Origin of the sequence: Mycolicibacterium septicum DSM 44393 (genome assembly GCF_000455325.1) — a bacterium.
GTDB lineage: Bacteria > Actinomycetota > Actinomycetes > Mycobacteriales > Mycobacteriaceae > Mycobacterium > Mycobacterium septicum.
Map to the genome: position 1 here is coordinate 24,935 of NZ_HG322951.1, position 14,221 is coordinate 39,155.

At 67.6% G+C, this 14,221-nt stretch carries 14 protein-coding genes and 1 tRNA gene; 9 read left to right on the top strand and 6 right to left on the bottom strand.

The window, feature by feature from the left end; translation table 11 throughout:
• Positions 1-69 precede the first annotated feature (69 nt).
• Positions 70-306, top strand: coding sequence for a hypothetical protein (locus tag TX88_RS00115; RefSeq protein WP_044513730.1), 237 nt, complete (start codon positions 70-72; stop codon positions 304-306).
• 10 nt (positions 307-316) lie between these two features.
• Here TX88_RS00115 and TX88_RS00120 read toward each other — a convergent pair whose 3' ends face one another.
• From TX88_RS00120 to TX88_RS00135, 4 genes are all read right to left on the bottom strand, one after another.
• The gene (locus tag TX88_RS00120) at positions 317-2,023 is read right to left on the bottom strand and encodes a diol dehydratase reactivase ATPase-like domain-containing protein (RefSeq protein WP_409365837.1); all 1,707 of its coding nucleotides are present in this window, start codon (positions 2,021-2,023) and stop codon (positions 317-319) included.
• Entirely contained in the window at positions 2,020-2,364 is a 345-nt protein-coding gene (locus tag TX88_RS00125; protein ID WP_044513733.1) for a diol dehydratase small subunit, read from the bottom strand. Before TX88_RS00125 ends, TX88_RS00120 begins: the two co-directional genes overlap by 4 nt.
• The gene (locus tag TX88_RS00130) at positions 2,361-4,580 is read right to left on the bottom strand and encodes a propanediol/glycerol family dehydratase large subunit (protein ID WP_044518939.1); all 2,220 of its coding nucleotides are present in this window, start codon (positions 4,578-4,580) and stop codon (positions 2,361-2,363) included. Before TX88_RS00130 ends, TX88_RS00125 begins: the two co-directional genes overlap by 4 nt.
• An 88-nt stretch (positions 4,581-4,668) precedes the next feature.
• Positions 4,669-6,024: a WS/DGAT/MGAT family O-acyltransferase gene (locus tag TX88_RS00135; RefSeq protein ID WP_044513735.1), complete on the bottom strand. Its 1,356-nt coding sequence runs from the start codon at positions 6,022-6,024 to the stop codon at positions 4,669-4,671.
• A 110-nt stretch (positions 6,025-6,134) separates the two neighbouring features.
• Here TX88_RS00135 and TX88_RS00140 point away from each other — a divergent pair, with 110 nt between their 5' ends.
• From TX88_RS00140 to TX88_RS00170, 7 genes are read left to right on the top strand one after another with little or no spacing between them, the layout of a single operon-like run.
• Positions 6,135-6,530 (top strand): hypothetical protein, encoded by a 396-nt coding sequence (locus TX88_RS00140; protein WP_244438301.1) that lies wholly within the window; start codon positions 6,135-6,137, stop codon positions 6,528-6,530.
• On the top strand, positions 6,490-8,283 hold the full coding sequence (locus tag TX88_RS00145) for a peroxidase family protein (protein ID WP_044513737.1): 1,794 nt from the start codon (positions 6,490-6,492) through the stop codon (positions 8,281-8,283). The genes TX88_RS00140 and TX88_RS00145 overlap by 41 nt, the downstream gene beginning before the upstream one ends.
• Positions 8,280-8,750 carry a hypothetical protein gene (locus TX88_RS00150; protein WP_209446937.1) on the top strand — a complete coding sequence of 157 codons (471 nt, stop codon included), beginning with the start codon at positions 8,280-8,282 and terminating at the stop codon, positions 8,748-8,750. Before TX88_RS00145 ends, TX88_RS00150 begins: the two co-directional genes overlap by 4 nt.
• Positions 8,751-8,755: 5 nt before the next feature.
• On the top strand, positions 8,756-10,117 hold the full coding sequence (locus TX88_RS00155) for a hypothetical protein (RefSeq protein WP_162563054.1): 1,362 nt from the start codon (positions 8,756-8,758) through the stop codon (positions 10,115-10,117).
• Positions 10,102-11,517, top strand: a complete 1,416-nt coding sequence (locus TX88_RS00160; RefSeq protein ID WP_044513740.1) for a Dyp-type peroxidase — start codon at positions 10,102-10,104, stop codon at positions 11,515-11,517. The genes TX88_RS00155 and TX88_RS00160 overlap by 16 nt, the downstream gene beginning before the upstream one ends.
• Complete coding sequence (locus tag TX88_RS00165) at positions 11,514-11,978, top strand: DoxX family membrane protein (RefSeq protein WP_044513741.1); 465 nt, start codon at positions 11,514-11,516, stop codon at positions 11,976-11,978. Before TX88_RS00160 ends, TX88_RS00165 begins: the two co-directional genes overlap by 4 nt.
• A complete protein-coding gene (locus TX88_RS00170; protein ID WP_044513743.1) occupies positions 11,935-12,489 on the top strand; it encodes a nitroreductase/quinone reductase family protein in 555 nt (184 codons plus the stop codon). The genes TX88_RS00165 and TX88_RS00170 overlap by 44 nt, the downstream gene beginning before the upstream one ends.
• Here the strand turns inward: TX88_RS00170 and TX88_RS32650 are convergent.
• Positions 12,486-13,043 carry a TetR/AcrR family transcriptional regulator gene (locus TX88_RS32650; RefSeq protein ID WP_162563055.1) on the bottom strand — a complete coding sequence of 186 codons (558 nt, stop codon included), beginning with the start codon at positions 13,041-13,043 and terminating at the stop codon, positions 12,486-12,488. The genes TX88_RS00170 and TX88_RS32650 overlap by 4 nt on opposite strands.
• A 106-nt stretch (positions 13,044-13,149) precedes the next feature.
• Between TX88_RS32650 and TX88_RS00180 the strand changes: the two genes are divergently transcribed.
• The gene (locus TX88_RS00180; RefSeq protein ID WP_044513744.1) at positions 13,150-14,019 is read left to right on the top strand and encodes an SAM-dependent methyltransferase; all 870 of its coding nucleotides are present in this window, start codon (positions 13,150-13,152) and stop codon (positions 14,017-14,019) included.
• A 39-nt stretch (positions 14,020-14,058) separates the two neighbouring features.
• Here TX88_RS00180 and TX88_RS00185 read toward each other — a convergent pair.
• Positions 14,059-14,149: transfer RNA gene (locus TX88_RS00185), tRNA-Ser, on the bottom strand.
• Positions 14,150-14,221: the final 72 nt, after the last annotated feature.

Consider the following 14,221-nt stretch of genomic DNA (forward strand, 5'->3'; position numbering starts at 1 on the left):
GCTAGCCCTACCTGCGAGATGGGTGTCAGCAGCGACGACACCGAGGTGCCGGGGCGACAGGATTGATTCATGAAGAACCCGATGAAGTTCGTCGCCACCGCACTGGCCGCCGCCGCGATCGGCGGGGCGGTCGCCATGGCCCCGATCGCCGCAGCCGCACCCACGCCCGCACCCACGCCGATGAGCGGCACCGATCCCCTGGTCCCCTACGGCACCAATCCCTACCTGCCCTACCCCCAGGGCTACGTCGATTCCAACCATGACGAGGTCTACACCACGAACGGCAGTGTGGAACTCCCGTTCTGAGGCCGCTGTGTCAGCTCCGCGAAGCGGTGGCGCACAGGTGCACCAGCCCCGACGCCACCGCGAACCGCGGACCGTGCACACCGTCGATGTTGGCCCGCCCCACGACGACCCCGACGCCGCGCAGGGATTCGCCGACGGTGCGCAGCAATTCGTCGTCGAGCGCTCCGCCACCGGCCAGCACCAGGGCGGTCGGAGGTTTCTCGAACGCGGCCAGACAGCGGGCAATGTTGGCCGCGACGGTCTCCTGCTTGATCGCCAGCCGTAGGCTGCGCCATTCCTCCGCAGCGAGTTTCGTGGAGAACGGCACCAACCCGACAGTGCCGCGGGTGCAGAGTCTGCCGATCGCGTCGGCCGGGGCGGGTGCGTCGAGGAACAACCGGCGCCCGTCCTCCTCGTGCGCGACGTGCGGGCCTTCGACCCGGATCGCCGGGGTGCGCTTCACCCGCTCGGCCAGCGCCCGCGGGATGTTCAGCATGCGCGCCACCGCAACGGTGATGGTCTCCCCCGCGCCCGCCGCCGTGACCGTACGATCCGGACCGATCAGATCGATGGTGCCGCCACCGATATCGCACACCACCGAATCCGGCGGCAACCCCGGCGTGGTCCGTGCACCCCGTGCTGCGGCCTCCGGCTCGGAAGAGATCGTGCGAGCCGGGCGCCCGGTCAGCTCGGAAAGTGTGGTCGCGGCATCCTCGACATGGTCGGCCGCCAGCAGGGCCACCACCGTGCCACGCGCATCGGCCACGCCACGACGCAGCCACGTTCCACTGTCCAGCGCGGCCAGGTCGGTGAAAAAGGCGTCGTCGACGGCGATCTCATGATCGGCGGTCGGGATGGAACGCAACCGGATCCGCACCACGCTGCCCGGCGGTTCGTGCCGCAGGATGGCATGGGCCTGGGCGGGTGAGTACCTTACGAGCGCTCCGTTGATGCTGAACTCGATGTAGTCGTCGTCCACCGCGGGCGGTTCCGGCGCCTCGGTACGCGCCGTCACGGCGATGGCCGGGGAATCCGCGAGCTCCCTGGTGAATTCGGCGACGTCGTGGATCTGCTCGTGACCGAGTTCCAATGCCGCACACAGCGCGATCGGATCCGCCAGCGCGCGGTAGGCGCGCCCCTCGGCCACCACCTCCACCGCGACGAGCACTCCGGACGCCAACCCGTCGAGGATCACCTCGTCGACCACGGGAATGTCGAGCGGAATCCGGTTGCGGATCAACACCGCATCGTCCTGGGCGGCCAGTACGCCCTCGATGGTCCAGCCCCGGGACACCGCGGCGGTGATCGCAGCCGCGGCGACCTCGAAATCGGTGTCGCCGTCGACCGAGACGATCACCGGGCCGGCCTGCGGTTCCGACACCAGGTCCCCAAGCGGCACGTGCCGGCCGACCGCGTACCCGGTACCGGCCGGGGTACTGGCATCGGACTTGCGCAAGCTGCGCACCGGTGAGCGCGGCGACGGAGCCGGGGCCAGTGGCGCGGTTTCGGTGTCGACCGGACGGATCGCCGAGAGCGCCAACTCGTCGGCCCGTACCTGGGCGTCGACCTCGATGCGGTGCAGCAGCGCCGCCGCCCCTTCCAGCGAGTCCCGGGATCCCTTGCGGCCCCGGGTCGGTGCCTGGCCGTGGCTCAGCGGCTGCACCTCGCCATCGACGATGCGGGCCAGGACGATCTCGGTGGTGTGGTTACCGACGTCGATCCCGGCGACAACACTCACCGCAACAATCCCCGCCGGGCATACACCGTGGCGGCCTGCCGCACCAGTTCCGCACAGCGCGCGGCACCCCGGGTTTCCAGGGACGCCTGCAGCGCGTCGAGTTCGGCGGCCGTGGAGCGGTGCGGGCGCAGCGCCTCGTACAGGCCCATCACCTCTTCGTCGCCGATGGTGGCCAATTCGGCTGCGCGCAGGAAGTTCTCGGCGAGCTGGGGGTTGCCGTTCTCCTCGGCGACCACAGCCTGGTGTGCCAGCGCCGCCGGGTTCATCCGCAGATCCGACAGGTCGAGCTTGCCGTCGACAGCGGCCTGCACTGAAAAAGTCCGGGCGAACTTGTCCGTCATTTCCGCGTCACCTCCACCGTGACGGGGGCCTGGCCCGGCTCGCTGGCCTCCCGCTCCAATGCGACCAGGGCCACCGCGCGGGCGTGGTAGCGCGCCGAGATCGACTCGTCGGTGCCCCCGGTCAGGATCGGCACCGGAGCCATGCCCTTGGCGAGGCGGGCCGCGTTGCGGCCCAGCTCCCGATAGTTACGCGCCGTCAACAGCGGGGCCACGCTGAACAGCTCCAGGTTGGCCAGCGGCGCCAGATCACGGCGGTGGATGAGCGCAGTGCCCTTGCCCTGCAGCCCGATCCCGATCCCCGACCCGGAAAGCTTGGCCGCGGTCAGGCCGATCAGGCCGACGTCGATGGTCGAGCGCACCCGGACGAACCGCGGCACACAACCCTCCTCCTCCAGCCCGGCGGACAGTTGGCGGATCACCTCACCGATCGGCAGGCCACACAGGCTCAGCCACACACTGCGGCCCAATGCCGGGGACAACCCGATGACCACCTCGCGCGGATCGCTGCCCTGCCGGGCCGGTTCGAGATCGGTGACGCTGATGTGGCCGGCGTGCTCGGCCTGGTCGGCGGTGAGCTCGGAGCCGTTGCGCTGCTGGCGGATGTTGTCGATCTCGGCTCGGCGCTCGTCGGTCAGCGTGTAACCCGTTCCGGGACCGGTGTAATCGTTCGGGTCGGTGATCTTGGACAGCACCCGGAACTGCTCGTCGAAGATCGCCGACGTCTGCAGCTGGTCGCCGCGCAGGCGCTCGGACGTCAGCCGCATGATGGCCTCGGCCTCGTCGTCGTAACCGGTGCGCTTCAGCGAGGCGACCACGTCGAACACCGTGAGCTGCTTGGCCTCGATGGCGTTGGCCGCCTCCGCGACGGCCTTCGGATCGCCGGGCGGCAGATCGCGTGACCCGTTGGCGACCACCACTTCCTCGATGTGGCTGTCGTCGAAGTCCGCCAGGCCCAGGTCGCGGTACACCGCCTGCACCGCCGTCGCCGCCCTTCGCCGGACTGCGGCCAGATGCTCGGCCGACACCGTCCGCAGGCCGCCGTCGGCTCCCCAATCCCGTTGCAGGACCAGAAAATCGTCCATGTCGTCGGAGTTGAAGTTGGACAGCGCGAACGCGTTGTCGTAGCGCGGGATCGAGCCGAACCCGGAGAAGATGAAATCCGCGCCGGCCAGCAGCACCGGCAGGGTGTGCGCGCTGCGGCGGATGTCGGACTCGGAGATCAGGTTGTCGTTGCCCGCGCACGACTCCAGGTCCCGCATCATCACCATCAGGTTCTCGGCGAGCAGCTCCTTCATGCCCTCGGGTACCGAGGCCACCACACCGACCCCGTCGATGCCGCCGTTCTGCACACCCTGGGATCCCAGCGCCCGGGCCAGCGACACGCAGCGCGATTCCAGGTACAGGATCGAGCACTTCTCGGCTGCGCCCATCAGCACCTCGGCGCCGCCGCCGCTGGTGACCCGCATCTTGAGCCCTCGCGACGCGTAAGCGCTCGTCAGGATTGCCTTCGAGAACGGGGTGTCGTCGCCGTCGACGAACACCTGCTCGGTGCCGTAGATGGAAATGGTCTCGGCATAGCTGGTCAGCCCGCGCATACCGAGCCGCAGCTCCAGCGCCTCCTCGATGGCGCACTGCGCCATCGCTCCCGGGGTCCCCACCTGCGAACCGATCAGCAGCGCAACGGCATTCGAGGACGCATCCCCGAGCACCGGTACCGTCGTCTCGACCTCGCGGAACCCGTAGGCCACCGCGCTGGCCGCATCGGCGGCGATCAGCATCGGATCGTCGAGCTGGTTGGTGACGTGCGCCTGGTTGCTCGGGGTACGCCGGGCCCGCATCTTGGCCATCGCCATCTGCGTCTCGACCGGCGTCAGTACGGCGATGACCCTCGCGAGTTTGGCCGGTGTAGTTCCGCCGATCAGCCGGACCACCTCGGCGCGAGGCACGTTGAGGTCGACGGTCTTGCGGGCCAGTTCGGCATCGGACATCGCCATGGCCTCGGGCGCGACGGCGAGGTCGAGGCCGTAGCGGGCGATGAACTCGTCGATCACGTCGAAGTCCGCGGCGGCCTTGCCGTCCATCTCGGCGACCTGGCCGTCACGCAGCACCAGCGACGGTTCCGGATCGTGCGGGCTGCGCATCGCGACCAGACCCAGATCCGGATTGGTCACGCTGAACCCGTCGAGGTTCACCGGTTTCGCATCGAGGATCCGCATCCTGCCGAGGTAGGCACCGCCGTCATCCGCCACGCCGACCATTTTGCGGGACGAACCCTATTTGGTCTACCCATTACGCCTTTTGGCATCAGACCCCGGACGCGACCTCCAGCGCCTTGAGCGAGTCCTCCAGATGGCTGAGCATCCGCTGCAGATGCGGCACACTGCGCCGGCAGCCGACCAGCCCGAAATCCAGGTTGTCGGCGTTGTTGGCCAGGGTGATGTTCATCGCCTGCCCATCCAGCGCGATCGACAGCGGATAGTTGCCGTCGAGCCGAGCTCCCTTCCAGTACAACGGATGTCGCGGTCCGGGCACATTGGAGATGACCAGGTTGAACGGCGGCGAGGTGGCCCCGACGAAACCGGGCACCGCGGCCAGGCCGAGCGGAGCGATCATCATCGCCGACAGCGCCAGGGCCTGAACCCGCGGCAACTCCGAGAACACCTTCTTGTTGCCCCGCATCGACTCACCGACGACGGCCAGCCGCTCCGCGGGATCCTCCAGATCGGTCCCGAGATTGCACAGCACCGAGCCGACCAGGTTGCCTCCGGCGTCGGCCTCGTGCTCGGCGCGCAGGCTCACCGGCACCATCGCGATCAGCGGCCGGTCCGGCAGCGCGTCCTGCTCCACCAGGTACGCCCGCAAGGCGCCGGCACACACCGCCAGCACCACATCGTTGACCGTGAACCCGGCGGCCTGCGAAATCCGCTTGAACCTCTCCAGCGGCCAGGACTGCGCCGCGACCCGACGGGCGCCTCCGATCTTCACGTTGAACATGGTCTTGGGCGCTGCGAACGGCAACGTGAGCTGTTGCTCCAGCAGCGCCGAACGGGCCAGCCGCAGCGTCGACGGACCCAGTCCCGCGACCGATCCGGCCGCATCGGTGACCGTCCGCAGCAGCGACGAACCCTGATGCGGACGCTTCCGGCGCGGCAGCGCCCACGGCACCCGCACCTCGGTGTCACCGGGATCCTCCGACAGCGTGCGCATCAACAGCTTGAGCGCCGACACCCCGTCGATCAGCGAATGGTGCATCTTCGTGTAGACCGCGAACCGGCCGTCGGCCAGCCCCTCGATCAGGTGGGCCTCCCACAGTGGACGGTGCCGGTCGAGCAGGCCGCCGTGCAGGCGCGAGGTCAGCTCGAGCAGATCACGGACCCGGCCCGGAGACGGCAGTCCCGAGCGGCGCAGGTGGTAGTCCAGGTCGATGTCGTTGTCGTAGGTCCAGCCGACGTTCGCGATGCCGCCAAGGATGGTCGCCGGGTGCTTCCGGAACACGGGCTCGACCTCGGTGTGGGCCACCATCTGCTCGTACAACTCACGCACGAAGTCGCGGTCCGCACCGGCGGGGGGCTCGTAGAGCGCGAGGCCGCCGACATGGAACGGATGCTCCCGGGTCTCGGCGATCAGAAACATCGAGTCGGTCGGCGACATCAGCTCCATGGACACATTCAACGCTGCCGCGCCAGACCCCGACGAGAACCCGGCAAAACAAGTAGCCCACTACGCGTTCCCCTGCGCCGCGGAGCCCGCAAGATCTGTGCATGACGAACGTGGCGCGCAAGGTGCTGGCGCTGATCAGAATCTTCAACGGGGCGGCCGGACTTCTCGCCCCCGAGAAACTGCTGGGCCGCCTCGGCGTCGACACGGCGCAGGATCGGTCGGGCACCTATCCCTTCCGGATGTTCGGCATCCGGACCGTCATCATCGGGCTCGAACTGCTGCTGCTGCGCGGCGAAGAACTGCGTCGCGCCGAAAAACTCGCGGTGCTCATCCACGCCACCGACACCGCGTCTGCCGCCGTCACCGCCGCCCGCGGCGATCTGCCACGCAAACAGGGCCTGGTGGCCATAGTCATCTCCGCAATCAACACCGCACTAGCGATCACCGCATGGAAAGGAGGCCAGGATGCCATCCCTGCTGACAAGGTGGTTCATCAAAGCCACTGAGGTTGTCGACCGACGGATCGGCTGGGACAAGCTCCCACCGTGGATCGGGCTCAGCGTCCTGATCGGGGTTCGCGACGCGCTGCGCGAGCACAATCTCTACGACTCCTACCGGGGCCGTCCCCCGGCGGCACCGGCACGCACCCCTGCCGAATATCTCACCGTCAGGACCGTCGACGGCTCCTACAACGATCTGTCGGCACCGTCGATGGGTATGGCCCACACCCGGTTCGGGCGCAACGTGCCGCTGGACCAGGGACATGCCGAGCAGCCGCCGCACCTGATGGACCCCAACCCACGGGCGATCAGCAACGAGCTGCTGCGCCGCGACACGTTCAAGCCGGCGACCACACTCAACATCCTGGCGGCAGCCTGGCTGCAGTTCGAGACCCGCGACTGGTTCAGCCACGACACCGACCCCAGCCGGATGATCGAGATTCCGGTGCCCGACGGCGACGAGTGGGACGAGTCCACCATCCGGATCCCGTCGACACCGGCGGACCCGAATCCGACACCGGGCGACTCGACGTTCATCAACACCGAGACCCACTGGTGGGACGCCTCGCAGATCTACGGCAGCAACCAGCTGTTCCAGGATGCGATCCGCACGAAGGACAAGAAGGACGGCAAGGTTCGCATCGACGCCGACGGTTTCATCGACCTTGATCCGTCGCTGCTCGGCGCCTCCGGCGGCGCGGACGGCTGGTGGCTCGGCCTGGAACTGATGGGCACGATCTTCCTGCGCGAGCACAACGCAATCTGTGACCGGCTGGAAGCCGCCTACCCGACCTGGTCCCCCGATCAGATCTTCCACAAGGCGCGCATGATCAACGCGGCCCTGATCGCCAAGATCCACACCATCGAATGGACGCCGGCGATCCTGGGGCACCCGACGCTGCAGATCGGGATGCGGGCCAACTGGTTCGGTCTGGCCGGTGAACGCGTCAAACAGCTGTTCGGACGGATCAGCCCCAGCGAGGCGATCAGTGGCGTCGTCGGGTCGGCGACCGATCACCACACCGCGCCGTACTCCATCACCGAGGATTTCGTCACCGTCTACCGCATGCACCCGCTGGTGCCCGACGACTACGAATTCCTGAACCTGGCCGGAAAGGCCGAGCCGCAGCAGCTTGCCTTCGACAGCATCCACGGCGGCGCCAACTCGCGCGGCGTGCTCAAGAGCGTGGGGATCTCGAACTGCATCTACTCGCTGGGCGTCGCGCACCCCGGCGCGGTCACCCTGCACAACAGTCCCAACTTCATGCGCCGCTTCGACCGCACCGACGGACACGTCATCGACATGATCTCGACCGACATCATCCGGTCCCGCGAGCGAGGGGTGCCGCGCTACAACGACTTCCGCCGCCAACTGCGGTTGAAGCCGGCGACGTCGTTCGACGAGATCAGCGGCGGCGACCGTGACACTGCCCTCAAGATGAGCGAGATCTACGGCGGTGACATCGAGAAGGTCGACGCCATGGTCGGCATGTTCGGCGAGAAGCTGCCCGAGAAGTTCGGGTTCAGCGACACGGCGTTCCGCATCTTCGTGCTGATGGCGACCCGCCGGCTCAAGAGCGACCGGTTCTTCACGGTCGACTTCACGCCGCGGATCTACACCCCGGAAGGCATCGCCTGGATCGCCGACAACGACATGTGCTCGGTGCTCATCCGGCACTACCCCGAGCTCGAACCCGTTCTGCGCGGCCACACCAACGCGTTCGCGCCGTGGCCCCGACTCGGGCAGGAACCGCGATGACAAGCCCCGAGCCGGAGCTGACCCGGCGGATGGCCCTGGACGAGTCGCTGTTGCTCGGCTACCCCAACAGCGCGTTGGACCTGCTGTTCCGGCAGTCCGAGGCCGGGCCCATCCCCGACGGGGACACCCGGGGCACACTGCTGGCCTGGCCCGGGACGTGGCTGGCCAAGCCGCTCGCCCTGCTGGTCCGCGTGATCATCTGGCAGGGCAAGGTGCTCGACCGCCGCGAGGGCGTGCTGCGCAACAAGGTGACCCCGTTCGGTCTTCGGCTCGTCAAAGCCCGGCTCTCGATCGCGTCGAGCTGGGTGGACGACGGTGACTGCGTGCTCATCGACTACTCCACGACGTCGTTCCTGGCGCGCATGGTGCGCGACGAGATCCGCCAGGTCGGCCCCGACCTCTACCTCGGAGTCGTATGGCTGTGGCGGAAACGCGTCGGGTGGTTCACCATTCGCTCGACGGGGTGACCGCGATGCCACACCAGGAAGCGTTCACCGTGCTCGCCGAGGTCAGCCGGGATCAACTGACCGCGCTTCGAGAACTACTGGGTCGTATCCCGGACCACGTCGAGCGCTGGGACGTGATGCCCTTCGAGAAGCTGAGCGGACTGCACTTCGCCAGGCTCGTGCTGTTCGACCCCGCCGAGGATCTCGACGGGCGCCCGGTGCCCGCTCAACTCGCATTGCTGACCGACGTCGACGCACCGCTGCGCGGGCATGTCGACGAGCTGGCGACGATCTGCGGCCCGGGCCTCGACGCGGTGTTCTCCCACTGCGACGGCTACCCGGGCACGGCATCCGTGCCCGACCGGCGGGCGTTTCTGCAGGCCCATCAGGTCAAAGTCGCTGCGGCACACATCAACCGGCGCGGCCGTTCGGTGGACCAGATCCAGCAGGAGGACCTGCTGCAGCGCGAGATCAACAGGTTCCTGGACGCGGGCGACCTCTGGTCGCTGGATCCGGGGAAGATCAAGAGCGCGGTCGTGGATTTCGTGCGTGACCGCGAGGACCTGGTCTGGGCCTTGCGGCCGGCCGCTCCGCCGTCGTGGGCGTGGCGGGCCAAAGAGGCTTTGCACAAGTACTTCTGGATCGCCGCACTGGCCGTGGTGACGGTGCTGTTCCTGCCGCTCGTGGTGCTCGGCCTCGGGTTGTTCACCCTCGCGCTCCGCTACCACGAGAAGCGCGACGTGCCCGACACCCGCGGCGCCGCACCCGATGTGGTCCGGGCCTACCGCGACGACGAGGACTACTGGGCACACAACCAGATCGTCGCCGTCGGATTCCTCAAGCCTGGGCCGTTCCGCCGGCTGACGACGACGGCGATCCTGTTCCTGACCGACTACGCGACCCGCCACATCTACAACCGCGGAACCCTGTCCGGGCTCAACACCATTCATTTCGCCCGGTGGGTGCGGATGAACGGCAACCGCGGCCTGTTCTTCTCCAGTAACTACGACGGCAGTCTGGAGAGCTACATGAACGACTTCATCGACAAGGCATTCTGGGGGCTCAACGCCATCTTCAGCAACGGCGACGGCTTCCCGCGCACGCGGTTCCTGTTCTTCGGCGGCATCACCGACGAGAAGGCCTACAAGAAGTTGCTTCCCACCCGCCAAGCCCCGAGCAATGTCTGGTACAGCGCCTACCCGCATCTGACGACCAAGAACATCGCCAACAACGAAGCCATCCGCCAGGGCCTCTCGGACAAGATGGACGACGCCCAGACGCGGCGCTGGCTGCGCCGATTCGGTTGCGGCAACGACCTTCCCGAATCCAACTGGGCGGCCCGAAAGCTCGACAGCATTCCCTGGGACAGGCTATGGCTCTCCAACTAGACGACATCCAGGGCGTCATCCTGCACGGCTACGGCGCACTGGATGACGCGGCGTTCCTGCTGCTGACGATCGACGACGTCGCGGCGGCCAAGCGATGGCTGTCGCGGCTTCCCCTGCGCGACAGCACAGTCCGGCCCGAGGTGACCGACACTTGCACCAACATCGCCTTCACACCATCGGGCCTGGCGCGGCTGGGGCTGGCGCCCGAGCATCTCGGAATGCTGGCCGGCGAGTTCCGCGAGGGGATGTCCGGCACCGAGCATCGCCGCCGCATCCTCGGCGACCACGGCGACAGCTGCCCGTCGAGCTGGCGATGGAACGGCGACGACATCCACGCGCTGCTGCTGCTCTACGCGCGTGACGCCACCGCGGTCACCGGGCTGGAGAACAGTCACGACCTGCCCGGCTCCGGTATGCGCGTCGTCAGACGGCTCGATTCGCTGACGCTCCCGGGACGCAAGGAACACTTCGGTTTTCGCGACGGTATCTCGCAACCGTTGATCGACGGCTACGACGAAGGCGGACCGGCGGGCAACACTGTGGCCCCGGGCGAGTTCCTACTCGGCTATCCCAACGCCTACGGGCAGTACACCGACCGGCCGTTGGTGGATGCGTCCGCCGACCCGCGAAACCTGTTGTCCGCGGCGGCCGATGCACCGGCGCTGCGCGACCTCGGCAAGGACGGCAGCTACCTCGTCTTCCGGCAGCTCAAGCAGGACGTGGCGGGGTTCTGGGACAGCCTGGCCGAGCGTTCCGCCGATGTGCTCGACCGGGTGCCAGCCTGCGTCGGGCTGGCGGCCAAGATGGTCGGTCGCTGGCCCAGCGGTGCGCCGCTGGTGAAGGCACCGACCGCCGACGATCCCGCACTCGCCGACGACAACGACTTCATGTACTTCCGGTCCCAGGATCCCGACGGCCTGAAATGCCCGATCGGTTCGCACCTGCGGCGGTCCAATCCACGCGATGCGCTCGACCCGGTCCCCGGATCCGACCGGTCGGTCGATGTGGGCAAGCGCCACCGCATCATTCGCCGCGGCCGGGCCTACGGTCCGCCCCTGGCGCCATCCATGGACCCCGCCGACATGATCGGGGCGAGTGATGACGGGGTAGAGCGCGGTCTGCACTTCATCTGCTTCAACACCCAGCTCGGCCGGCAGTTCGAGTTCATCCAGCACACCTGGGTCAACAGCACCAAGTTCGACGGCGGCTATGCCGAGGACGATCCGATCACCGGCGCCCGCGGCAATGGAAACGGCAACGGGACCGGGACTTTCACCGTCCAGCAGGAACCGATCCGCCGCCGTGTCACCGGGCTGCCCCGCTTCGTCCACACCGTCGGCGGTGCGTACTTCTTCATGCCCGGTGTGGCAGCCACGCGCTATCTCGCGGCCCTGCCATGACGGCCTGGCGGGAGTGGGCTCCGCTGCCTCTGCGACTGTTCCTCGGCGGCGGGCTGATCCTGCACGGCGGCATCAAACTGTTCGCCCCGGGCGGGCACACCAACATCGCCCATCTGGTCGGGCAGCTCGGCGTGCCGTTCGCCGACGCGGTCGGCTGGCTGGTCGGGGTGATCGAGTTCGGCGGCGGACTCGGCATCCTGCTCGGCGTCTTCTTCCGGCTCGCCACGGTGGTCAATGCGCTCAACGTCGCCGGGCTGCTGGTGCTCGGCTTCGTCGCGGGCGGCATCCCGGCGCCGCTGCCCGGCGGTGATCCGCTGCCCGGTTTCCGGGAGGCCCTGCTGATCCTGGCGGGTGTGGTCAGCCTGCTGCTCAGTGGACCCGGCCGGCTTTCGCTGTCCGGGAAGTTAGGAGGTCACCATGCGCAGCGACAGCCTGAGTGGGATACCTCGGGTCGAGCTTGAGTCCCGGCCGGGGTGGAAGCGGCAGTTGTTCTGGCTGATCGGCGGCAAGCTCTTCACCACCGAACGGGCCGCGGGATTCTGGCGGCGACGGATCGCTCCGCTGGAGGCCCCGGTGATGAAGGCGACCCGTGGGCGGATGACGTTGAGCCAGGGCGTGCCGGTCCTCTTACTGACCTCGACCGGCGCCCGCAGCGGCAAGCGGTACGAGACCCCGCTGGCCTACTTCACTGATGGTGACGACGTCGTGTTGATCGCCTCCAACTATGGGCGCGACCGCCACCCGAGCTGGTATCACAACCTGCGCGCGCATCCGGACTGCGAGCTGCACATCGGGCCGGACGGGGGCCGGTTCGTCGCACACGAGGCCACCGGAGCCGACCGCGACCGGCTCTACGCCCTGGCCGCCGACCGGCTCAACAAGGGTTGGAACGTCTACGCGCAGCGCACCGACGGGATCAGAACCATCCCGGTGCTGAGGCTGTCGCCCGAGGGCCAGCCACAAAAAAGCTAGTTGCCGCGCTCGTAGATGTCTGAGGCGATGGCGATGGCGGTGTCGTTGCACTGCTCGTCGGTGAGCGGCAGGTCGCCCATCATCGCCACGCTCCACGAGATGGTCAGCAGGGCCTGCCTGGCGTGGTAGACCGCGACGGGTTCGTGGTCGGGTGCCGTCATGGCGTCGGCAATCGTGCGGAACTGGTAACGCAGGTCAGCACCCACGCCAAGCCGATTGAACGCCGCATAGTTCTCATGCATGAACCGCGTCATGGCCCGGCCGGTGCCGTGAAGGACGTTGCCGTACCGCCGCAGCACCTCGAGTCCGGTTTTCTTGCCCGGCGGCTGACCGGCGGCCCACGTCAGGATCTCGTCAATGCCGTTGCGGAGATCATCCGCAAGGCTGACCACGATGTCTTCCTTTGCCGGGAAGTGATAGTAGACAGCGGCTTTCGTGATCCCCAGACGCTCGGCGATCTGCCGGATCGAGGTCTGGTCATAGCCGTGGACGGAGAACAGTTCGAGCGCCACGGCACGGATCTTGTCGCGGGTATCGGTCCGTCGACCTGCCATCGACACCCCTTCCATTACTTGACGCCCGACAAGGAATGAGCTTAGCGTGGTCGCACCATTACTTACCTGCCGTCAAGTAATGAAACCGCAGCACCGAGGGGGATCAATGAACAGATCACAGCTGCCCACCACACTGACCGGCCCGCCGCTCACTGCCGTCGGGGTCGCCGTCATCCGGGCCCGAGAAACCGCACGAGACGACCGGCTCTACGCCGACCCGTACGCCGCCCGCTTCGTCGCAGCAGCACAGGAGGCATACCTCGACCCGACAGCACCCGAGGGCGCCGCCGGCACCTGGGCAACGGTGCTGCAGCTGGCCGACGCGATGTACGAATCCCGCACAATCGGTGTCCGCCTCGTCGACGACGCCCTGACTGAGTCCGCGGCGGCCGGGCGCACCCAGATCGTGCTCATCGGGGCCGGGCTGGACACCCATGCGTTTCGGCTGACCTGGCCCGGACCCGTGCGCATGTTCGAGATCGACCTGCCCGAACTGTTCGCGTTCAAGGAACCACTACTGCGCGACGCCACCGCGGCGTGCGAACGTCACGTAATCGAGGCCGACCTCGCCGCCGGCGACTGGCCCGACGCGCTGGTGACCAACGGGTTTGATCCCGCCACACCCACGCATTGGGTCGACCACGCACTGATGACACTGCCGACGTCCACGGCTCGTGCCGGGGTCGAGGCCATCACCCGGCTGTCCGCACCCGGCAGTCGGTACGGATTTCCCACGATGGGCAGCCAGAGCTTCAGGACCACCCTGAAATCGGTGGCCGGTGCCGCAGACCTGTATCGGAACATGTCCAATGTCGACCGGGGCCTCGGTGATGACGCCCGGCAGTGGATCGAAACCCTGGGATGGACAACGTCTTTCAACAGCGTTGCCGAACTCGCCGCGCCCTATCCCCGCGAAGTCGGTCCAGATACCGGCAGTGGGACCGTCACGGCCACCCGCCTGGAAACGCCGGCATGAAAAAACCCGCTACCTGCCTTGGCAGGAAGCGGGTTTTTATGGCGGTGGCGGAGGGATTTGAACCCTCGGACGGGGGTTACCCGTCACACGCTTTCGAGGCGTGCTCCTTAGGCCGCTCGGACACGCCACCGTGTGGCAGCTTACCGGGCGAGCGCCGCAGGCCCTAATCGTGCCCGAAGCTCACATCTGGCCCCGAGTGTGA

Bases quoted from the DNA above. Each gene is read 5' to 3' on its own strand.
- TX88_RS00115 (WP_044513730.1), top strand. From the start codon at position 70: ATGAAGAACCCGATGAAGTTCGTCGCCACCGCACTGGCCGCCGCCGCG.
- TX88_RS00125 (WP_044513733.1), bottom strand. From the start codon at position 2,364: ATGACGGACAAGTTCGCCCGGACTTTTTCAGTGCAGGCCGCTGTCGAC.
- TX88_RS00130 (WP_044518939.1), bottom strand. From the start codon at position 4,580: ATGCGGATCCTCGATGCGAAACCGGTGAACCTCGACGGGTTCAGCGTG.
- TX88_RS00135 (WP_044513735.1), bottom strand. From the start codon at position 6,024: ATGGAGCTGATGTCGCCGACCGACTCGATGTTTCTGATCGCCGAGACC.
- TX88_RS00145 (WP_044513737.1), top strand. From the start codon at position 6,490: ATGCCATCCCTGCTGACAAGGTGGTTCATCAAAGCCACTGAGGTTGTC.
- TX88_RS00150 (WP_209446937.1), top strand. From the start codon at position 8,280: ATGACAAGCCCCGAGCCGGAGCTGACCCGGCGGATGGCCCTGGACGAG.
- TX88_RS00155 (WP_162563054.1), top strand. From the start codon at position 8,756: ATGCCACACCAGGAAGCGTTCACCGTGCTCGCCGAGGTCAGCCGGGAT.
- TX88_RS00160 (WP_044513740.1), top strand. From the start codon at position 10,102: ATGGCTCTCCAACTAGACGACATCCAGGGCGTCATCCTGCACGGCTAC.
- TX88_RS00165 (WP_044513741.1), top strand. From the start codon at position 11,514: ATGACGGCCTGGCGGGAGTGGGCTCCGCTGCCTCTGCGACTGTTCCTC.
- TX88_RS00170 (WP_044513743.1), top strand. From the start codon at position 11,935: ATGCGCAGCGACAGCCTGAGTGGGATACCTCGGGTCGAGCTTGAGTCC.
- TX88_RS32650 (WP_162563055.1), bottom strand. From the start codon at position 13,043: ATGGCAGGTCGACGGACCGATACCCGCGACAAGATCCGTGCCGTGGCG.
- TX88_RS00180 (WP_044513744.1), top strand. From the start codon at position 13,150: ATGAACAGATCACAGCTGCCCACCACACTGACCGGCCCGCCGCTCACT.